The organism is Kineococcus haloalkalitolerans (assembly GCF_050871905.1).
Lineage (GTDB): Bacteria > Actinomycetota > Actinomycetes > Actinomycetales > Kineococcaceae > Kineococcus.
The window spans coordinates 59,806-79,330 of sequence record NZ_JBJLSH010000011.1 but is presented as its reverse complement, the minus strand read 5'-3'; the positions used below and the strand labels follow the sequence as shown (position 1 = coordinate 79,330).

General features: G+C 76.2%; 18 protein-coding genes. 6 read left to right on the top strand and 12 right to left on the bottom strand.

Annotation, left to right across the window (positions count from 1 at the left end):
* Window positions 1-21: 21 nt before the first annotated feature.
* Together ACRYMY_RS06745 and ACRYMY_RS06740 are read right to left on the bottom strand one after the other, a co-directional pair.
* Window positions 22-792, bottom strand: coding sequence for a GntR family transcriptional regulator (locus ACRYMY_RS06745; RefSeq protein ID WP_432546493.1), 771 nt, complete (start codon window positions 790-792; stop codon window positions 22-24).
* A 29-nt stretch (window positions 793-821) separates the two neighbouring features.
* Window positions 822-2,153: an aspartate aminotransferase family protein gene (locus ACRYMY_RS06740; RefSeq protein WP_432546504.1), complete on the bottom strand. Its 1,332-nt coding sequence runs from the start codon at window positions 2,151-2,153 to the stop codon at window positions 822-824.
* Window positions 2,154-2,457: 304 nt separating this feature from the next.
* On the opposite strand from ACRYMY_RS06740, the gene ACRYMY_RS06735 reads away from it, so the two are divergent.
* The 3 genes from ACRYMY_RS06735 (at window position 2,458) to ACRYMY_RS06725 (ending at window position 5,901) form a co-directional block, all read left to right on the top strand.
* A complete protein-coding gene (locus ACRYMY_RS06735; protein ID WP_432546492.1) occupies window positions 2,458-3,537 on the top strand; it encodes a phosphotransferase enzyme family protein in 1,080 nt (359 codons plus the stop codon).
* Window positions 3,538-3,581: 44 nt separating this feature from the next.
* A complete protein-coding gene (eat, locus tag ACRYMY_RS06730; protein ID WP_432546491.1) occupies window positions 3,582-5,012 on the top strand; it encodes an ethanolamine permease in 1,431 nt (476 codons plus the stop codon).
* A gap of 61 nt (window positions 5,013-5,073) precedes the next feature.
* Window positions 5,074-5,901, top strand: a complete 828-nt coding sequence (locus ACRYMY_RS06725; protein ID WP_432546490.1) for a tryptophan-rich sensory protein — start codon at window positions 5,074-5,076, stop codon at window positions 5,899-5,901.
* On the opposite strand, the gene ACRYMY_RS06720 is transcribed toward ACRYMY_RS06725, so the two are convergent.
* From ACRYMY_RS06720 to dxr, 5 genes are all read right to left on the bottom strand, one after another.
* Window positions 5,879-7,639: a proline--tRNA ligase gene (locus ACRYMY_RS06720; protein WP_432546489.1), complete on the bottom strand. Its 1,761-nt coding sequence runs from the start codon at window positions 7,637-7,639 to the stop codon at window positions 5,879-5,881. The two genes, ACRYMY_RS06725 and ACRYMY_RS06720, sit on opposite strands and share 23 nt — an antisense overlap.
* A 62-nt stretch (window positions 7,640-7,701) precedes the next feature.
* Window positions 7,702-8,592 carry a GNAT family N-acetyltransferase gene (locus ACRYMY_RS06715; protein WP_432546488.1) on the bottom strand — a complete coding sequence of 297 codons (891 nt, stop codon included), beginning with the start codon at window positions 8,590-8,592 and terminating at the stop codon, window positions 7,702-7,704.
* Between the two features lie 61 nt (window positions 8,593-8,653).
* Entirely contained in the window at window positions 8,654-9,826 is a 1,173-nt protein-coding gene (ispG, locus tag ACRYMY_RS06710; RefSeq protein ID WP_432546487.1) for a flavodoxin-dependent (E)-4-hydroxy-3-methylbut-2-enyl-diphosphate synthase, read from the bottom strand.
* 61 nt (window positions 9,827-9,887) lie between these two features.
* Window positions 9,888-11,198 (bottom strand): M50 family metallopeptidase, encoded by a 1,311-nt coding sequence (locus ACRYMY_RS06705; protein ID WP_432546486.1) that lies wholly within the window; start codon window positions 11,196-11,198, stop codon window positions 9,888-9,890.
* On the bottom strand, window positions 11,195-12,436 hold the full coding sequence (dxr, locus tag ACRYMY_RS06700; RefSeq protein WP_432546485.1) for a 1-deoxy-D-xylulose-5-phosphate reductoisomerase: 1,242 nt from the start codon (window positions 12,434-12,436) through the stop codon (window positions 11,195-11,197). The genes ACRYMY_RS06705 and dxr overlap by 4 nt, the downstream gene beginning before the upstream one ends.
* 186 nt (window positions 12,437-12,622) lie before the next feature.
* Here dxr and ACRYMY_RS06695 point away from each other — a divergent pair, with 186 nt between their 5' ends.
* From ACRYMY_RS06695 to ACRYMY_RS06685, 3 genes are all read left to right on the top strand, one after another.
* The gene (locus ACRYMY_RS06695; protein ID WP_432546484.1) at window positions 12,623-13,705 is read left to right on the top strand and encodes a trypsin-like serine peptidase; all 1,083 of its coding nucleotides are present in this window, start codon (window positions 12,623-12,625) and stop codon (window positions 13,703-13,705) included.
* Between the two features lie 72 nt (window positions 13,706-13,777).
* Window positions 13,778-14,179 carry a TIGR03618 family F420-dependent PPOX class oxidoreductase gene (locus ACRYMY_RS06690; RefSeq protein WP_432546483.1) on the top strand — a complete coding sequence of 134 codons (402 nt, stop codon included), beginning with the start codon at window positions 13,778-13,780 and terminating at the stop codon, window positions 14,177-14,179.
* 82 nt (window positions 14,180-14,261) lie between these two features.
* Window positions 14,262-15,302, top strand: a complete 1,041-nt coding sequence (locus ACRYMY_RS06685) for a Gfo/Idh/MocA family protein (protein WP_432546482.1) — start codon at window positions 14,262-14,264, stop codon at window positions 15,300-15,302.
* Window positions 15,303-15,342: 40 nt separating this feature from the next.
* On the opposite strand, the gene ACRYMY_RS06680 is transcribed toward ACRYMY_RS06685, so the two are convergent.
* Genes ACRYMY_RS06680 through pyrH form a run of 5 tightly spaced genes read right to left on the bottom strand, consistent with a single transcriptional unit; the run spans window position 15,343 to window position 19,415 of the window.
* Window positions 15,343-15,927 (bottom strand): DivIVA domain-containing protein, encoded by a 585-nt coding sequence (locus tag ACRYMY_RS06680; RefSeq protein WP_432546481.1) that lies wholly within the window; start codon window positions 15,925-15,927, stop codon window positions 15,343-15,345.
* 11 nt (window positions 15,928-15,938) lie between these two features.
* Window positions 15,939-17,138 carry a dual-specificity RNA methyltransferase RlmN gene (rlmN, locus tag ACRYMY_RS06675; protein ID WP_432546480.1) on the bottom strand — a complete coding sequence of 400 codons (1,200 nt, stop codon included), beginning with the start codon at window positions 17,136-17,138 and terminating at the stop codon, window positions 15,939-15,941.
* Between the two features lie 59 nt (window positions 17,139-17,197).
* On the bottom strand, window positions 17,198-18,055 hold the full coding sequence (locus ACRYMY_RS06670; protein ID WP_432546479.1) for a phosphatidate cytidylyltransferase: 858 nt from the start codon (window positions 18,053-18,055) through the stop codon (window positions 17,198-17,200).
* A complete protein-coding gene (frr, locus tag ACRYMY_RS06665; protein WP_432546478.1) occupies window positions 18,052-18,609 on the bottom strand; it encodes a ribosome recycling factor in 558 nt (185 codons plus the stop codon). The genes ACRYMY_RS06670 and frr overlap by 4 nt, the downstream gene beginning before the upstream one ends.
* 59 nt (window positions 18,610-18,668) lie before the next feature.
* On the bottom strand, window positions 18,669-19,415 hold the full coding sequence (gene pyrH, locus ACRYMY_RS06660) for a UMP kinase (protein WP_369053031.1): 747 nt from the start codon (window positions 19,413-19,415) through the stop codon (window positions 18,669-18,671).
* Window positions 19,416-19,525 lie beyond the last annotated feature (110 nt).

Below are 19,525 nucleotides of genomic sequence, written 5' to 3'. Positions count from 1 at the left end.
GTCGCGGTCCCGGGGCGGTGCTCAGCCGCCGCGCTCGCGGCGGGCGACGCGCTTCCAGTTGGCGCCCAGCTTCTGCAGGTGCACGCGCGTGCGGTCGGCGCGGAAGAAGTCGAGGGCGTGCTCCACGGCCGCGCCGTCCACGTCGTGCGCGGTGCGGCGGATCGCCAGCAGCGCCGCGCCCGCCGCCACCTGCAGCAGCTGCGCCTGCTCGGCCGTGGCGGGCACGGCCTCGACGGTCTCGTCGGCCCGGTCGAGCTCCAGGCCGTAGCGGGCGGTCAGTGTCGCGTACAGCGACTCGGTCAGGTCGTGCTGCAGCAGGCCGGGGTACCGGCGGGCGGGCAGCACCGAGCGGTCCAGCGACCACGGCACGTCGTCGACGCGGCGCAGGCGGACGACGCGGACGACCTGCTCGCCCTCGCCCAGCCGCAGGGCCCGCCGCTCGTCGGGACCGGGGACGCCCAGCTCGGCCCGCAGGACCGTCGTCGCCACGCGCATCCCCTGCCGCCGCACCATCTCCGGCACGCCCATGGTCGTGTTCAGGTGCCGCTGAACCCGGCCGTCGTGGGCGAAGACCCCTCCGGTGCGGCCGGTGGCCCGCCGCACCCGCCCCTCGTCCTCCAGCCGGTCGACGGCCTGGCGCAGCAGGGAGCGGCTCACCCCGAAGCGCTCGGCCAGCGCCCGCTCCGACCCGACGAGCTCGCCGGGGTGGAACCGCTCGTCGGTCAGCAGGCGCAGCAGCCGCAGCCGCACCAGGGCGGCGGCGTCCTCGGGCGGCGCGGGGCGGGCGGTCACGCCGGCGGAACCTACCCGCCGGCGGCCGTTCACCGCCCCAGCGCGGTGAGCGAGTCGTCCAGGGCGGTGACCAGCGTGCCCACGTCCTCGCGGGCGAACGCCAGCGGCGGGCGCAGCTTGAGGACGTTGCCGTGCGGGCCGGCCACCGAGGTGAGCACGCCGCGCTCGCGCAGCTCCTCCAGCACCGCCAGGGCCAGCGGCCCGTCGGGCTCGCGGGTGCCCCGGTCGCGCACCAGCTCCAGCCCCGCGAACAGGCCCGCGCCGCGCACGTCGCCGACGCACTCGTGCCGCTGCGCCAGGACGCGCAGCTCCGCCAGCAGCAGCGAGCCCACGACGAGGCTGTGCTCCTGCAGGCCCTCGGCGCGGATGGTCGTCAGGACGGCCTGGGCCGCGGCCATCGAGACGGGGTTGCCGCCGAAGGTGTTGAAGTAGGGGACGCGGTCGCTGAAGGCGGCGAGGACCTCCTCGCGGGCCACCAGCCCGGAGACCGGGACACCGTTGCCCATCGGCTTGCCGAGGGTCACCACGTCGGGGACGACGCCGTGCCGGGCGAAGCCCCAGAACTCCTCGCCGGTGCGGGCGAAACCCGGCTGCACCTCGTCGGCGATGAAGACCCCCCCGGCGCGGTGCACGACGTCGACGGCTTCGGCCAGGTACCCGGCGGGCCCGGGCAGCACGCCGTCGGAGGAGAAGATCGAGTCGGCGATGAGGCCGGCGAAGCGCACTCCGCGGCTCTCCATGTCGGCGATCGCGTCGCGCACGCGGTCCGCGAACCACGCGCCGACGTCGGCGGCGCCCGTGCGGTAGGCGTCCGGTGCCGGGACCAGCCGCGCCGTCGGCGCTATCGGCTGCTCCGAGCCCAGCGCCGGGGACACGCCGGACGTCAGCTCGCTGGTGCCGTGGTACGCCTCGGTGGTCGCGACGAACCCCTCGCCGCCGGTGACGGCCCGGGCCACGCGCAGAGCGAGGTCGTTGGCCTCCGACCCGGTGCACATGTACATCGCGCGCCCGTGCCCGGGACCCAGTTCGGGCGGCATCGTGGCGAGCAGGTCGTCGGTGTAGTCCAGGATCCGCCGGTGCAGGTAGCGGGTGTGGGTGTTCAGCTCCTGCATCTGCCGGTGCACGGCCTCCACCACCGCCGGGTGGCAGTGGCCCAGGCTCGCGACGTTGTTGTAGACGTCCAGGTAGCGACGGCCCTCGGCGTCCCACAGGTACTGCCCGCGCCCGCGCACCAGGTGCACCGGCCGGCGGTAGAACAGCCGGTAGGAACCGCCGAGCACGGCGTCGCGCCGGTCGGTCAGCGCGCGCGTGGCCGGGTCCAGGCCGTCGGCGTGCTCGGCGCGGAAGCTGTTGCCGTCCATGATGGTCGAGCGGCTCACGAGTGGTCCTCCACGGGGGCGCGGGGCGCCGGTCGGGGTGCGGGGGTGCGCGAGTGCGCGGGGGGCTGCGACCGGCCGTCGCAGCGGGGCCCGACCCTCTCGAGCGGCGGTCAGCGCCATCGTGGCCGCTCGCCGCCCGTCCACCGGGCGCCGCGCGTTTCACCCGTGTTGCGGTTCCGCGCGCTGCGTGAACGGTTGGTTTCGCGCGCCGGGCCCTCCCCGGCGCCGACCCGGCGTGCCATGCTCACGGCGGGCCCGACCCTCCTCGTACCCGAGGAGGAAACCCGTGACCAGCACCGCCCTCGCCAGCGCCGCGCCCCCCGCAGCGCCTCCTGCAGGATCCCCCGCCGCACCCCTGGCGGCGTTCGACGCGCTGCGCCGCGGCGACGCCGCCCCCGGCTGGCTGGCCGGACCCGTCCTGCGGGCGTGGGACCTGGACCCCGCGACGACGACGCTGACCCTCATCGCCGTCTCCGAGAACGCCACGTTCCTGGTGCGCGCGGCCGGGGAACCCGTCAGCGTCCTGCGCGTCCACCGCCCCGGGTACGTCGCCGACCCCGGCCAGATCGTCGCCGAGCTCAGCTGGGTGCGCGCGCTGCGCCGCGACACCGACGTGCGCGTGCCCGACGTCGTGCCGACCCGCGACGGCGACCTCGTCGCCGTCCTCGACGCCGCCGGGACCCGCTGGTACGTCGTGGCGTTCGGGCACGTGCGCGGCGACGTCCTCGAGGACGTCGCCGACCCGCGCCCCTGGTACGGCCGGATCGGCGCCACGACGGCCCACCTGCACGAGCACGTCGCACGGTGGTCGCTGCCGGCCGGCGCCTCCCGGTTCTCCTGGCGTCTGACCGACGCGCTGGGCGCCGCCAGCCGGTGGGGCGACTGGCGGGCCGCCGCGCTGGCCCCCGCCGAGCGGGCCCTGCTCGAGCGCGCCGAGACCGCCGCCCGCGACGACCTCGCGGACCTGCCCACGACCGGGCCCGGCTGGGGCCTCGTCCACGCCGACCTGCGCCCGTCCAACGTCCTCGTCGACGGGGACGACCTCACCGTCATCGACTTCGACGACTGCGGCACCACCTGGCTGCTGTGGGACTTCGCCGCCGCCCTGTCGTTCATCGAGCACGAGCCCCACGCCCCGGAACTCGCCCGGTCCTGGGTCGAGGGGTACCGCAGCGTGCGCGACCTGCCCGGTGAGGCCCTGCGCACCGCCGCCGCGCTCAGCACCGTCCGGCGGCTGCAGATGCTCGGCTGGACCACCACCCACCGCGCCGACGCGCTGCCCGCCGCCGTCTGGGACGCGCAGGTCCCCGGGACCCTCGCCGTCGCCGAGCGCTACCTGGCGCGGCGCACCTGGCTGTTCGACTGACGCGCCGTCCTCCCCCACCCCACCCCGCGAGAGGCAGGACCCCCGTGACCGCACCCACCACGCGCAGCAGCGCACCGCTCGACGACGACTACTTCGCCCGGCGCGCGCTGCGCCGCGGCGCCGCCGGCTCGTTCCTCCTCGCCGGCCTCGGCGTCTCCTTCGTCATCTCCGGCGACTTCTCGGGCTGGAACCTGGGCCTGGCCACCGGCGGCTGGGGCGGCCTGGCGGTCGCCTTCGTCGCGATGGGCCTCATGTACTCCTGCATGGTGCTCGGCCTCGCGGAGATGTCCGCGGCCCTGCCCACCGCCGGCGCGGGCTACGGGTTCGCGCGCCGGGCGCTGGGCCGCCTCGGCGGCTACGCGACCGGGCTGGCCATCCTCGTCGAGTACGCCATCGCCCCGGCCGCCATCGCCGTCTTCATCGGCGGGTACGTGGAGAGCCTGGGCCTGTTCGGCCTCACCAGCGGCTGGCCGGTGTACCTGGCCTGCTTCGCGGTGTTCGTCGGCCTGCACCTCGTCGGTGTCGGCGAGGCCCTGAAGGTGATGCTCGCCATCACGGCGCTCGCCGTGCTGGCGCTGGTGCTGTCCGCCGTCGGGATGCTCCCGCACTTCGAGGTCGCGAACCTGCTGGACGTCCCCGCGACGGACGCCGCCGGCGCGAGCGCGTTCCTGCCGTTCGGCTACGCCGGCGTCGTGGGCGCCCTCGTGTTCGCCATCTGGTTCTTCCTGGCCGTGGAGGGCGTCCCGCTCGCGGCCGAGGAGTCCCGCGACCCCGCCCGCGACATGCCGCGCGGCATCATCGGCGCCATGGCGGTGCTGGTCGTCACCGGCCTCGCGGTGCTCGTCCTGGCACCGGGCGGCGCCGGGGCGCAGCTCGTGGGCGCCTCCGCCAGCCCGCTGCCCGACGCCCTGCGCGCCGTCGGCAGCGACCGGCTGGCCGTCGTCGTGAACTACGTGGGGCTGGCCGGGCTCGTGGCGAGCTTCTTCTCCATCGTCTACGCGTACTCGCGCCAGCTGTTCGCCCTCTCGCGCGCCGGGTACCTGCCGACGTGGCTGTCGCGGACGTCCTCGCGGGGCACGCCGACGTGGGCGCTCGTGGTCCCCGGCGTCGTCGGCTTCGCGCTCGCCGCCGTCGTCGAGGACGGGGACGTCCTCATCAACGTGGCCGTCTTCGGCGCCGCGGTCTCCTACGTGCTGCTCAACCTGTCCCACATCGTGCTCCGGGTGCGCGAACCCGGCATGGAGCGCCCGTACCGCACGCCCGGCGGGGTGGTCACCACCGGTGTCGCGCTGGCGCTCTCGTGCGTGGCGCTGGCCGCCACGTTCGTCGTCGACGTGCGGGCGGCCGTCGTCACGGCGGTCATCTTCGCGGCGGGACTGGCGTACTTCCTCCTGCACTCGCGCCACCGGCTCGTGGCCACCGCGCCGGAGGAGGAGTTCGCCCTCCTGGCCGCCGCGGAGGAGGAGCTGCGCTGACCACGTCCCGGGGCGGGCCGCCCCGGGTGCGGTCCGCCCCGCGCGCGGTGACCATCGGGGCATGACGACGGTCCCCGCGCCCACCGCCCGCACCGGCGACGCCCACCCGCGGGACGTGGCCCGCCAGGCCGTCGTCGCCGTCAGCGCCCTCGTGGCCGTCGTGGGCGCCGTCGTGGGGTCGGGCGCGCTGGGCGGCACGCCGATCGCCGAGGCCGGCGGCGGCGCGCTGTCGGCCACCGCGACCCTGGTGGCGGCGGCCGGGCCGGCGTTCTCGATCTGGTCGGTGGTCTACACCGGGCTCGTCGCCCTGGCCGTGTGGCAGTTGCTGCCAGGCCGGCGCCAGGACGCCCGCCAGCGGCGCACCGGCTGGTGGGTGGCGGCCTCGCTGCTGCTGAACGCCGCGTGGATCCTCACCGTGCAGGCCGGGCAGGTGTCGGCGTCGGTGGCCGTCATCGTCGCCCTGCTGGCGGTGCTGGTGGTCGCCTTCGGGCGACTGGTGCGCTCGCGCCCCGCCAGCCGCACCGAGGCCGTCGTCCTCGACGGCACGATCGGGCTGTACCTGGGGTGGGTGAGCATCGCGACCGTCGCCAACGCCGCCGCGGCCCTGGAGCAAGCCGGGCTGACGACGGCCGAGCCGGCCTGGGCCGTCGGCGTCCTCGCGGTCGCCGCGCTCGTCGGAGTCGTCGTCGCCCGGCTGGGCGGCGGGCGCCTGGCCTACGGCGCCGGGCTGACCTGGGGGCTGGCGTGGGTGGCCGTCGGCCGGGCCTCCGGGGAGTCCGCGTCGACGACGGCGGCCGTCACCGCCGCGGTGGCCGCCGTCGTCGTGGCGGCGGCCACCGTCGCGGAGCGCCTGCGGAGCCGCTCCCTCAGCCGCGCACCGCGGCGCTGACCCGCGCCACCGCGTCGTCCAGCGGGACCTGCTCCGCCTCGCCGCTGCGCCGGTCGCGCAGCTCCACGACCCCCTCGGCCAGGCCCTTGCCGACGACGAGGACCGTCGGGACGCCGATGAGCTCGGCGTCCTTGAACTTCACCCCCGGCGAGACCTTCGGGCGGTCGTCCAGCAGCACCTCCACGCCGCCGGCCTGCAGCTCGCCGGCCAGGCGCTCGGCCGTGGCGAACACCTGCGGGTCCTTGCCGGTGGCCACCACGTGGACGTCGGCCGGGGCCAGCTCCCGCGGCCACACCAGGCCCCGCTCGTCGTGGTTGCCCTCGGCGACGGCGGCCAGCGCGCGGGTGACGCCGATGCCGTAGGAGCCCATCGTCACCACGACCTGCTTGCCGTTCTCGTCGAGGACCTTCAGGTCCAGCGCCTGCGCGTAGCGGCGGCCCAGGGCGAAGATGTGCCCGATCTCGATGCCGCGCGCCAGCTCCAGCGGCCCGGAGCCGTCCGGCGCCGGGTCGCCGGCGCGCACCTCGGCGGCCTCCACGACGCCGTCGCCGGTGAAGTCGCGGCCGGCGACGAGGTCGAAGACGTGCTTGCCCTCCTCATCCGCGCCGGTGATCCACCGGGTGCCCGGCACGACCCGCGGGTCCAGCAGGTAGCGGATCCCCGACGCGCGCTCGGACCCCAGCGCGCCGGGGCCGATGTAGCCCTTGACCAGCGCCGGGTGCGCGGCGAAGTCCTCCGGGCCGAACGCCGCCACCTCGGCGGGCGCCAGCGACGCCTCCAGCCGCTTGAGGTCGACCTCGCGGTCGCCCGGCAGGCCCACGGCCAGCGGCTCGCGCGTGCCGTCCGGGTGGTGCAGGACCACCAGGACGTTCTTCAGCGTGTCCGCGGCCGTCCACGGGCGGTCCGGGCGCGGGTGGGAGGCGTTCGCCGCGGCCACCAGCGTCTCGATCGTCGGGGTGTCCGGGGTGTCCTCCACGTGCGCGGCGGGGGCGTCGTCCCACGGCAGCGACGGCGGCACCGGGGTGGTGACGGCCTCCACGTTGGCCGCGTACCCGCCCGGGGAGCGGACGAAGGTGTCCTCCCCGATCGGAGAGGGGTGCAGGAACTCCTCGCTGCGCGAGCCGCCCATCGCCCCCGAGACGGCCGAGACCACCACGAACTCCAGGCCCAGGCGCGTGAAGACGCGCACGTAGGCCTCGCGGTGCTTCTCGTACGACACCTCCAGGCCCGCGTCGTCGACGTCGAAGCTGTAGGAGTCCTTCATGACGAACTCGCGCCCGCGCAGCACACCCGCCCGCGGGCGGGCCTCGTCGCGGTACTTCGTCTGGATCTGGTAGATCGACAGCGGCAGGTCCTTGTACGAGGAGTACAGGTCCTTCACCAGCAGCGTGAACATCTCCTCGTGCGTGGGGGCGAGGAGGTAGTCGGCGCCCTTGCGGTCCTTCAGGCGGAACATGCCGTCGCCGTACTCGGTCCAGCGGCCCGTGGCCTCGTAGGGCTCGCGCGGCAGCAGCGCCGGGAAGTGGACCTCCTGGAAGCCGGCGGCGTCCATCTCCTCGCGCACGACCCGCTCGACCCTGCGCAGGACCTTCAGCCCCAGCGGCAGCCAGGTGTAGATGCCGGGCGCGGCGCGGCGGACGTACCCGGCCCGCACCAGGAGCTTGTGGCTGGCGACCTCGGCCTCGACCGGGTCCTCCCGCAGGGTCCGCAGGAACAGCGTCGACATCCGCATGAGCACCCCGGGAGCCTAACGGCGCCCTCCCGGGACGGTCGCGCGACTTCCCCCCGCGCCCGCGCGCCTCAGAACAGGACGGTCGCGTAGGTGCCGACCTCGCGGAACCCGACGCGCCGGTAGGCCGCCAGGGCGCGGGTGTTGTAGTCGTTGACGTAGAGGGAGACCTGCTCGACGCCGTCGGCGCGGGCGGCCCGGACGACGGCGGCCATGCCCGGGGCGGCCAGGCCCTCCCCGCGCCGGTGCGGCGGGACCCACACGCCCTGCACCTGGACGGTCTTGGGCGCCACGGCTCCCAGCTCGGCCTTGAAGACGACCTCGGGGCCGGACGGGCCGGCGTCGACGCGCACGAACGAGCGGCCCGTGGAGACGAGCTCGGCGACGCGGGCGCGGTAGGCGCCGCCGCCGTCGGGCGGGGCGGGCGCGTAGCCGATCTCCTCGGTGAACATCGCCACGCACGCCGGGACGACGAGGTCCAGCTCGCGCAGCGTCGAGCGGCGCACCGCCGGGTCCGGGTCCACCGACGGCTCGGTGTCGCACACCATGAGCGGCTGGCGGGCGCGCACCTCGCGCACCCCGCGCCAGTGCGGGCGCAGCCGCTCCCACAGGCCCAGCACCGCCTCGGCCGGGCCGACCAGCGAGGAGCAGCGGCGGCCCTCGGCGCGCGCGTGCGCGGCGAAGGCGTCCAGCGCGGCGGGCGTGGCCTCCACCGGCACGAGGTTGGCGCCGGCCCAGCACGCCGAGACGAGCACGCCGTCCTCGAACCAGCCCCACACCTGCCCGCCGAGGTCGGTGCCGGGCCGGGCCACCAGGCCCAGCAGCCGCGCCGAGACGAACAGGTTGCCCACCGGGTCCCGGTCGCACAGGCGCAGCAGGGCGGGTGCGTCGGCGCCGGTCAGGACGCGCAGCTGCCCCGGCAGGGCTCCGCGGGAGGTCGGCGCGGACGGCGTCAGGGGCACCCGGGCATCCTGTCCCCTCCGGCCCCGGCCGTCGAGGCGAGCCACCCCGCGCCCGGCCGGCTCAGCCGACGGTGACCGAGGGGGCGCCCGCGGCGCTCTCGTCGTCCGGCTCGCCCATCTCGGCGGCCAGGCGGTTCGCCTCCTCGATGAGCGTCTCGACGATCGCGTGCTCGGGGACGGTCTTGATGACCTCGCCCTTGACGAAGATCTGCCCCTTGCCGTTGCCGGAGGCCACGCCCAGGTCGGCCTCGCGGGCCTCGCCGGGGCCGTTGACGACGCAGCCCATGACGGCCACGCGCAGCGGCACGGTCATGCCCTCCAGGCCCTCGGTGACCGCGTCGGCCAGCGAGTACACGTCGACCTGCGCGCGCCCGCAGGAGGGGCAGGAGACGATCTCCAGCTTGCGCGGGCGCAGGTTCAGCGACTGCAGGATCTGGATGCCGACCTTGACCTCCTCCGCCGGCGGGGCCGACAGGGACACCCGGATGGTGTCGCCGATGCCCTTGCTCAGCAGCGCCCCGAAGGCCGTCGCGGACTTGATGGTGCCCTGGAAGGCGGGGCCGGCCTCGGTGACGCCCAGGTGCAGCGGCCAGTCGCCGCGCTCGGACAGCAGCTCGTAGGCGCGCACCATGACCACGGGGTCGTTGTGCTTGACGGAGATCTTGAAGTCGTGGAAGTCGTGCTCCTCGAACAGCGAGGCCTCCCACACCGCGGACTCCACCAGGGCCTCCGGGGTGGCCTTGCCGTGCTTCGACATGATCCGCGGGTCCAGGGACCCGGCGTTGACGCCGATGCGGATCGAGACGCCGGCGTCCTTGGCCGCCTGGGCGATCTCCTTGACCTGGTCGTCGAACTTGCGGATGTTGCCCGGGTTCACGCGCACGGCCGCGCAGCCGGCCTCGATGGCGGCGAAGACGTACTTGGGCTGGAAGTGGATGTCCGCGATGACGGGGATCTGCGACTTCTTCGCGATGATCGGCAGCGCCTCGGCGTCGTCGGCGCTGGGGCAGGCCACCCGCACGATGTCGCAGCCCGTCGCGGTCAGCTCCGCGATCTGCTGCAGGGTGGCGTTGATGTCCGTCGTCGGCGTCGTCGTCATCGACTGCACCGAGACCGGGGCGTCGCCACCGACCTCGACGGTCCCCACCTTGATCTTGCGGGTCTTGCGGCGGGGTGCGAGGACGGGCGGCGGGAGGGCGGGGAGTCCGAGGCTGACGCTCACGGGGACAAGCATCGCACCGGGCGGACCCCGCCACGACACGCCGCCGGACGTCCTGCGGGGAGGAGGGCGGCCCTCACCCGATCTGCACGGGCCGCACCACGTCCGCGTACAGCAGCAGCGCCGACATCCCGATGAGCAGCACCGAGACCGCGTACGCCACGGGCATGGCCTTGGCCACGTCCACCGGCCCCGGGTCGGGCCGCCGGCGCAGGCGCGCCACACCCCGCTTGAGCGCCTCCCACAGCGCGCCGGCGATGTGCCCGCCGTCGAAGGGCAGCAGCGGCACGAGGTTGAAGACGAACAGCGCCACGTTCAGCCCGGCCAGCAGCGTCAGCAGCCGCGAGGTGCGCTCGGCCAGCTCGTCGCCCGGGATGACCGCGGGCAGGGCGTTCAGCTCGCCGGCGATCCGGCCCACCCCGACGACCCCGATCGGGCCGTTCGGGTCCCGCTCGGCGCTGCCGAAGGCGGCCTGCGCGACGTCGTACAGGCGCTGCGGCAGGCGCACCACGATCCCGGCGACCGCCTCGACCTGGTCGGCGACCAGGCCGGGGACCTCCGCGACGGGCAGGCGCGCGACGGCGAGCTGGCTGGTGATGCCGAGCATCCCCACCTGCTCCGTCCCACCGCCGGGAGCCGCCCGCGAGGTCAGCACCGGCGTCACCCGCAGCGCCACCCGCTGCCCGTCGCGCTCGACCACCAGCGGGACCTCGCGCCCGGCGCCGACCTGGATGAGGCCCGACAGCTGCGCCCACGAGGTGACCGCGACGCCGTCGAACTCCACGACCTCGTCGCCGGGCAGGACGCCGGCGGCCGCGCCCGGCGCGAGCGGGTCGTCGGCCGAGCACTCCCCCGAGGCGTCGGTGACCGCCTGCAGGCACTGGCTGACGGCGGCCACCCGCGTCGTGGTCTGCGGCGTCCCGATGGCCGACAGCGCCAGCGCCGTCAGGACGAGCGCCAGCAGCAGGTTCATCAGCGGCCCGCCGGCCATGACCACGATCCGCTTCCACACCGGCAGCCGGTAGAAGGTGCGCCGCTCCTCGCCCGGGCCGATCTCCACGAAGCTGGCCCGGCGGGCCTCCTCGGCCATGAGGGCCCACCGGCCGGTGCTGGAGGCGCGCAGCCGGTGCGGGTCGGCGCCCGGCGCGGGCGGGAACATGCCGATCATGCGGATGTAGCCGCCGAGCGGGATCGCCTTGACGCCGTACTCGGTCTCCCCGCGCCGGCGCGAGAACAGCGTCGGGCCGAAGCCGACCATGTACTGCGTCACCTTCACGCCGAACCGCTTCGCGGGCACCAGGTGCCCCACCTCGTGCAGCGCGATCGAGACGGCCACGCCGAGCGCGGCCACGAGCACGCCGACGACGACCAGCAGGGCGCCGCTCACGCGAGCGCGCCGGTCAGCTCGCGGGCGCGCGCCCGGGCCCACTCCTCCGCGGCCAGCACGTCCGCCACGTCGCGGGGGCCGCCGCCGGGCTCGTGCTCGCCGACCACGCGGGCGACGGTGTCGACGATGCCGAGGAACGGCAGGGCGCCGGCGTGGAAGGCGGCCACGCACTCCTCGTTGGCGGCGTTGAGGACGGCCGGCACCGTCCCGCCGCGCCGGCCGGCCTCCCGGGCCAGGTCCACGGCGGGGAACGCCTCGCCGTCCAGCGGCTCGAACTCCCAGGTGGCCGCGCGCGACCAGTCGACGGCCGCCGCGGCGCCCGGCACGCGGTCGGGCCAGCCCAGGCCCAGCGCGATGGGCAGCTTCATGTCCGGCGGGGAGCACTGCGCCAGCGTCGAGCCGTCGGTGAACTCGACCATCGAGTGCACCACCGACTGCGGGTGCACGACGACGTCGAGGCGGTCGTAGCCGACGCCGAACAGCAGGTGCGCCTCGATCACCTCCAGGCCCTTGTTGACCAGGGTCGCCGAGTTCGTCGTGACGACGGGGCCCATCGACCAGGTGGGGTGCGCGAGGGCCTGCTGCGGCGTCACCGCGGTCAGCTCCTCGCGGCGGCGGCCGCGGAACGGGCCGCCGGAGGCGGTGAGCACGAGCCGGGCGACCTCGCCGGCCGAGCCGCCGCGCAGGCACTGCGCCAGCGCCGAGTGCTCGGAGTCCACCGGCACCACCTGCCCGGGCGCGGCGGCGCGGATGACGAGGGGACCGCCGGCCACCAGGGACTCCTTGTTGGCCAGCGCCAGCACCCGGCCGGCGCGCAGCGCCGCCAGGGTCGGCCCCAGGCCCACCGAGCCGGTGGTGCCGTTGAGGACGACGTCGCACGGGTGCGCGGCCAGCTCCGTGGCGGCGCCCGGCCCGGCCAGGACCACCGGCAGCGGCGTCCCCGGGCCCGCCAGCGCGCGCAGCGCCTCCAGCAGCGGCCCGCGGGCCTCCTCGCGGGCCACGGCGACCGCGCGCACCCGGTGCTCGAGGGCCTGGCGGGCCAGCAGGCCCGTGTCCGCGCCGCCGGCGGCCAGGGCCACCACCCGGAAGCGCTCCGGGGCGGCGGCCACCACCTCCAGCGCCTGCGTGCCGATCGACCCGGTGCTGCCCAGCAGGACCACCTCGCGGGGGCCGCCGGTCGGAGCCCCGGGGGCGCCCGGGGGGCTGTCGGCGGGGGCGGGGTGCGGCGCGTCGCTCACCGGCCCATCCTCACAGCCCGTCCCCGCCCGCGCGGGCCGCCCCGCGCCCCGCCACCGTCCCGCCACGCTCCCGCCACGACGCCGGTGCGACACCGGTGCGGTGCTGGTGCGGTGCTGGTGCGGACCGGACAGGGCCGGACGTCCGCCAGACTGTGGCCCGGAGCCCACCGGAAGGACGTGCCGCCCATGCCCGAGAACGCCCCGCGCCGCCGCACCGCCGGCCTGGCGGCGCCCCTCTCGCTCGCCGCGGGCCTGGCCCTGCTGCCGGTGGCACCCGCCGCCGCCGCGGCCGCTCCCGCAGCGGCGGCAGCGCCGTCGGCGTCGCTCCTGAGCACCACCGGCCAGGCCGGGCAGGAGGCCGCGGCGGAGTACTGGACGCCCGAGCGGATGGCCGCCGCCCGCCCCGCCGACGTCGCGCCCGCGGCCACCGCGGACCTGCTGCCGCAGGCGCCGGCCGGCGGGTCCGCGCAGGCCGCTCCCCGGCCCCTGGCCGACGCCACCCCCGCGCTCACCGCGGGCGAGGCCGTCCCGCGCCGCGGGCGGCCCGTCGCGCAGGCCGCCGCGACCCCCGTCACGCGTGCCACCGCCTGGACGGCCGGCGGAGCGGTCACCCAGCGGGTCGGCCGGCTGTACTTCACCCGGGCCGGTGAGGACTTCGTCTGCTCCGGGACCAGCGTGCGCGCCGCCAACGAGAGCGTCGTCATGACGGCCGGGCACTGCGTCACCTCCGGGGGACGCCCCTCGGAGAACGTCGTCTTTGTCCCGGGGCTGCGCGGCGGCGCCGAGCCGTTCGGGCGCTGGCCCGCTCGCAGCACGTTCACGACCGCCTCCTGGGCCTCGCGGGAGCAGAGCACCCCGCCGGGGCTGAACTTCGACGTCGGCTTCGCGGTCGTCGGCACCCGCGCCGGCCGCACCCTGGCCGCGACCGTGGGTGCCCACCCCGTCGGCTTCGACGCACCGCTGGACGGGGTGACGGTGTTCGGCTACCCGGCCGCGTCGAGCACCAGCGACGGGCGGACCCTGCAGTTCTGCCGCGGCCTGCGCTTCGCCGACCTGCGCGGCTCCACCGACGGCGCGACGAACTGCACCCTGGGCGGCGGCGCCAGCGGCGGTCCGTGGCTCTCCGGCTTCGACCCGGCCACCGGCGAGGGCACCGTCACCTCGGTCACCTCCTTCGCCTACGAGGACGACGCGACGGTCCTGTACGGGCCCCGGCTGGGCGCCGAGGCCCGCACGGCCTTCGACGAGGCGGCCGCCGCCCGCCCCTGACCGGGCTGCGACCCGCGCCCGGCCCGCGCCCCGCTCCCCCGGCGGGCGCGGGCCGCGCGTACGGTCGCCGCTGTGGCCCTGGACCCGCACGACCTGCCGCCCGCCGCGCTGGAGTTCCTGCGCGAGCGGCACCTGGCGACGCTGACGACGCTGCGCCCCGACGGCACGCCCCACGTGGTGGCCGTCGGGTTCACCTTCGACGAGGAGACCTCCACCGCGCGGGTCATCACCTCCGGCCCCTCGCGCAAGGCCCGCAACGTCGCGCACGGCTCGCGGGCCGTCCTCGCGCAGGTCGACGGGCGCCGCTGGCTGGCGCTGGAGGGGCCGGCGCGGGTGCTGGACTCCCCCGAGGACGTCGCCGAGGGTGAGCGCCGCTACGCCCGGCGCTACCGGGAGCCGCGGCCCAACCCGCGGCGCGTGGTGATCGCCGTCGCCGTCGACCGCGTCCTGGGGTCGGTGCCGCCGTGGGGGTGAGCGTCGGCGTGCGAGCGGGCGGTCGGTACGGTGGCCGGGCCCCGACGGCGGGGCGGCGGTGCGCGAGACGGAGGTGCGGCACGTGACGGTCCCCGTGGTCCACGTGGGCCTGGGCGGGTGGGGCGGCGACTGGGAGCGCAACGCGATCCCCCCGGTCCGGGAGGTCCGCCGCACGGCGGTGGTCGACCCGCACGAGCCGACCCTGCGCGCGGCGCAGGAGGCGCTCGAGCTGCCCGACGAGGTGTGCTTCACGACGCTGGCCGACGCGCTGGCGGCCGTGGAGTGCGAGGGCGTGCTGCTGACCACGCCCGTGACCACCCACGTCCCCCTCGCGCTGCAGGCGCTCGAGGCGGGCAAGCACGTCCTGGTGGAGAAGCCGTTCGCCTCCACGGCCGAGGAGGCCGCCACGGCCGTGCGCCGGGCCGAGGAGCTCGGCCTGGTGCTGCAGGTCAGCCAGAACTACCGCGCCTACCCGGCGCCGCGCGCGGTGCGCCGGCTGCTGGCCGAGGGGGCGCTGGGCCGCGTCGGCGCCATCGACGTCGACTTCCGCAAGTGGGACAACGACGCGCCCGCCGACACCTACGGGCACTACCGCTTCCCCCACCCGCTGCTGCACGACATGGCGATCCACCACTTCGACGCCCTGCGGCAGGTCACCGGGCAGGAGGCCGTGCGCGTGCACGCGGTGGCGTCCAACCCGCCGTTCAGCAACTACCGCGAGCCCGCGGCCGCCGTCGTCACGGTCGAGATGAGCGACGGCGTCGTCGTCAGCTACCGCGGCAGCTGGGTCAGCCGCGGCGCCGACACCCCGTGGGGCGGGGAGTGGAACATCACCGGCGAGCTGGGCTCGATCTCCTTCGCCACCCGCTCCGGCGGCGAGGACGCCCTCGAGGGCGACGTCGTCGTGCTGCACCCCGCCGGCGGGGAGCCGGACGTGGTGCCGCTGGAGCCGATGCCGGTGTGGGGGCGCTCGGCGGGCCTGCAGCAGTTCGCCGCCGCCGTGCGCGGGGGCCCCGCGCCCGACGTGACCGGCCGCGACAACCTGGGCAGCGTCGCGCTCATGGAGGCGGCGACCGAGTCGGCGCGCACGGGGCGGCCGGTGGACGTGGTCGTCCCCCGCTGAGACCGGCGCCGGCCCGGTCTCCCGGGCCGGCCGGCGCCCCTCAGCGCTCGAAGGCGACCAGGAGCTCCACGACGCGGTCGAACCAGGCGTCCACGGGCGCCTCGCGGTAGGCGCGGCGGCCGCGCGCGGGGCGGAACAGCGCCGCGCGCACGTCGTCGGCGCTCAGGCGCGACCCGCCGTCCAGGTGGGCGGCGACCAGGTCGCACAGCGCGTCGACGTCGGCCGGGCGGTAGCCGCGCCGCAGCCCGCCCGCGCGGGGGAAGCGCTCCCCGGCCGGCTCGCCGAGCCGGCCGCGGACAGCGGCCGACAGCCCCGCGGCGCGCTCGGCCCAGCGGCGCTCGTGACCGCCGGCCAGGGCGCGGTCGCGCTCGCGCAGCGCCAGGACGTCCTCCAGGCGCGCCAGCACGTCGTCCGTGGCGGCGGTGTCGTAGCCGCCGAACTGGGCGCCGAACCCGACCGCTCGCACCTGCGCCGACGTCAGCCGCCCCGGTGCCGCGGTGCGGGCGGCGTGGTCGAGGAAGGCGTCGACGTCCTGCAGCCGGTAGCCGCGGCGCAGGCGCGGTACCCGGGCGGGCCGGTCGGCCAGCAGGTCGGCCAGCGCCTCGGCGCGCGTCGTCGCGCTCACCCGGGCCCCGCTCAGGACGCCGGCTCGACGGGGGCGACGGCGGCCAGCTGGCCGCACGCGCCGTCGATGTCGCTGCCGCGGGTGTCGCGCACCGTCGTCGGCACGCCCCGGGCCTCCAGGGCCTCCACGAAGGCCCGCTCCACGGCCGGGTCGCTGGCGGTCCACTTCGAGCCGGGCGTCGGGTTCAACGGGATGGGGTTGACGTGCACCCAGCCGCGGCCGCGGGCGTTGAGCAGCTTGCCCAGCCGGTCCGCCCGCCACGCCTGGTCGTTGACGTCGCGGATGAGGGCGTACTCGATGCTCACCCGGCGCCCGGTCGCCTCGAAGTAGCGGCGGGCGGCGTCCAGCGCCTCGCCCACCTTCCAGCGGGTGTTGATCGGCACCAGTTCGTCGCGCAGCTCGTCGTCGGGCGCGTGCAGGCTCAGCGCCAGGGTCGCCGGGATCCCCTCGGCGGCGAACCGGTCGATCGCCGGGACCAGGCCCACCGTCGACATCGTCACGTGCCGCGCGGAGATGCCCAGGCCGTCGGGGGCGGGCGCCACGAGGCGGCGCAGCGCGGCCACCGCCGAGCGGTAGTTGGCCAGCGCCTCGCCCATGCCCATGAAGACGACGTTGTTCACGCGCCCGGGCCCGCCGGCGACCTCCCCGCGCGCCAGGGCGCGGGCCGCGGCCGTGACCTGCTCGACGATCTCGGCGGTCGACAGGTTGCGGGTCAGCCCGGCCTGGCCGGTGGCGCAGAACGGGCAGTTCATGCCGCAGCCGGCCTGGCTGGACAGGCACAGCGTGTTGCGCCCCGGGTAGCGCATGAGCACCGACTCCACGAGGGCGCCGTCGTGCAGGCGCCACAGCGTCTTGACGGTCTTCCCGCTGTCGGCGCTCAGCGTCCGCACCGGGGTGAGCAGCGTCGGCAGCAACGCGTCGGCGATCCGCCGGCGGCTGGCGGCCGGCAGGTCCGTCATCTCCTCGGGGTCGTCGACGAGGCGCTCGAACCAGTGCGTGGCCAGCTGCTTGCCGCGGAACGGCTTCTCGCCCAGCTCGGCCAGGGCGGGCCCGCGCTCGGCCGGCTCCAGGTCGGCGAAGTGCCGCGGCGGCTTGCCCCGGCGGGGGGCCTTCATCACGAGCGCGCCCGGACCGGCGGGGGCCAGCGGCAGCGGCTCGCGGACGGGGTCGCTCGTGGGCTGCTGGTCCAGGGCGGGGGCGTCGCTCGGCATGGTGCTCCCATGGTAAGGGCGCTGCGGGCCGCCCCGGGCCCTCGCGGGGCCGCCGCGGCTCAGCCGCCGACGAGCGCCAGCAGCAGCAGGTGCACGACGGGCGCGGCCGGCAGCAGCGAGTCCAGCCGGTCCATCACCCCGCCGTGGCCGGGCAGCAGGGTGCCCATGTCCTTGATGCCGAGGTCCCGCTTGAGCATCGACTCCGACAGGTCGCCCAGGGTGGCGACCGCGACGGCGACGAGGCCGAGGACGACCCCGCCCCACCAGGTGCCGCCGAGCATGAGCGGCAGGGCCACCGCACCGGCGACCGCGCCCACCGCCAGCGAGCCGGCGAAGCCCTCCCAGGACTTCTTCGGGCTGACCGAGGGGGCCATCGGGTGCCGGCCGAAGAGCACCCCGGCCGCGAACCCGCCGATGTCGCTGCCGACGACGAGCAGGATGAACAGCAGGACCCGCCACGGGCCGTCGGAGGCGCTGAGCATGAGGATCGCGAACCCCGCGCACAGCGGCCCGTAGGTGGCGGTGAAGACCCCGCCGGCCACGTCGCGCACGGGCGGCACCCGCACCGGCGTGCCGTGGTCGCCGCCGCCGACGACCACCCGCCAGACGACCAGGGCCAGGACGGTCAGCGCGTAGCCGACGAAGAGGGTCTGCCCGCCGTCGAGGTAGGCGCCCGGCAGCATCGCCAGGGTGCCCGCCACGAGCGGCAGGGTGGGCACGCGCAGGTGGCGGGCGCGGAAGGCGCGCGCCACCTCCACCGTGCCGTACAGGACGGCCGCGGACGCCAGGACGACGAACCCGACGGGGTGCACGAAGAGGCTGAGCAGGAGCACCCCGCCCATGCCCAGCCCCATGCCGATCGCGACGGGCAGGTTGCGACCTGCCCGCCGCGCCGGGGCGGCTGCCGGGGCGTTCACACCGCCAGCAGTTCCGCTTCCTTGTTCTTCAGCAGCACGTCGACCTCGTCGACGTACTTCTTGGTCGTCGCCTCCAGCTCCTTCTCGGCGCGCGCGACCTCGTCCTCGCCGGCCTCGCCGTCCTTGACGATGCGGTCGAGCTCCTCCTTGGCGCGCCGGCGCACGTTGCGCACCGACACGCGCGCGTCCTCGGCCTTGGTGCGCGCCAGCTTGATGTAGTCCTTGCGGCGCTCCTCGGTCAGCTGCGGGAGCACGACGCGGATGACCTGGCCGTCGTTGCTCGGGTTGGCGCCGAGGTCGGAGTTGCGCAGGGCCTTCTCGATCTCGCCCATCGCCGCGCGGTCGAAGGGGGTGATGAGGACCGAGCGGGCCTCGGGGATCTGGAAGGAGGCCAGCTGCTGCAGCGGCGTGGGCGCGCCGTAGTAGTCGACGAGGATCTTGTGGAACATCGCGGCGTTGGCGCGCCCGGTGCGGATGCTCCCGAAGTCCTCCTTGGCGACGTCGATCGCCTTGGTCATCTTCTCCTCGGCCTCGAGGAGGGTGTCGTCGATCACGCCTGGTCCCTTCGTCCTGCCGTGCGGTCCTGCGGCGCCCCGCCGGGGCGGACCGGGCCTCAGCCCGCGGTCACCTGCGTGCCGATCCTCTCACCCCGCAGGGCGCGCGCCACTCCCTGCCCCTCCATGCCGAACACGACCATCGGCAGGCCGTTGTCCATGCACAGGCTGAAGGCCGTGGTGTCCACGACCCGCAGGCCGCGCTGCAGGGCGTCCGCGTAGGTGATGGTGTCGATCTTCGTGGCGGCCGGGTCCTTGCGCGGGTCGCCGGTGTAGACGCCGTCGACGCCGTTCTTGGCCATGAGGACGGCGTCGGCACGCACCTCCAGCGCGCGCTGGGCGGCGACGGTGTCGGTGGAGAAGTACGGCAGGCCGGCCCCGGCGCCGAAGATGACGACGCGGCCCTTCTCCATGTGCCGGATGGCGCGGCGCGGGATGTACGGCTCCGCGACCTGGCCCATCGTGATGGCCGTCTGCACGCGCGTGTCCACGCCGGCCTGCTCCAGGAAGTCCTGCAGCGCCAGGCAGTTCATCACCGTGCCCAGCATGCCCATGTAGTCGGCGCGGGTGCGCTCCATGCCGCGCTGGGACAGCTCCGCGCCGCGGAAGAAGTTGCCGCCGCCGACGACGATGGCGACCTGCACGCCCTGCTTGACGGGGCCGGCGATCTCGCGGGCGACCTGGGCGATGACGTCGGGGTCCACGCCGACGGAGCCGTTGCCGAAGAACTCCCCGGACAGCTTGAGCAGGACCCGGCGGTACTTCGGCTTGGGCTCGAGGGTGCCGGCGTCCAGGTCGACGGTCAGCTCGGGCTCGGTGGTCTCCGGCACGCGGGGGCTCCTCGGGGTCGGCGCGGGGTGGGCGCTGGGGGCGCTGGGGGCGCTGGGTGGGCGCTGCCCGCGCGGTCGGCGCGGGG

Excerpts from the sequence above, each read along its gene's own strand:
- ACRYMY_RS06740 (WP_432546504.1), bottom strand. The coding sequence starts at position 2,153 with ATGGACGGCAACAGCTTCCGCGCCGAGCACGCCGACGGCCTGGACCCG.
- ACRYMY_RS06725 (WP_432546490.1), top strand. The coding sequence starts at position 5,074 with ATGACGACGGTCCCCGCGCCCACCGCCCGCACCGGCGACGCCCACCCG.
- ispG (WP_432546487.1), bottom strand. The coding sequence starts at position 9,826 with ATGCTTGTCCCCGTGAGCGTCAGCCTCGGACTCCCCGCCCTCCCGCCG.
- ACRYMY_RS06695 (WP_432546484.1), top strand. The coding sequence starts at position 12,623 with ATGCCCGAGAACGCCCCGCGCCGCCGCACCGCCGGCCTGGCGGCGCCC.
- rlmN (WP_432546480.1), bottom strand. The coding sequence starts at position 17,138 with ATGCCGAGCGACGCCCCCGCCCTGGACCAGCAGCCCACGAGCGACCCC.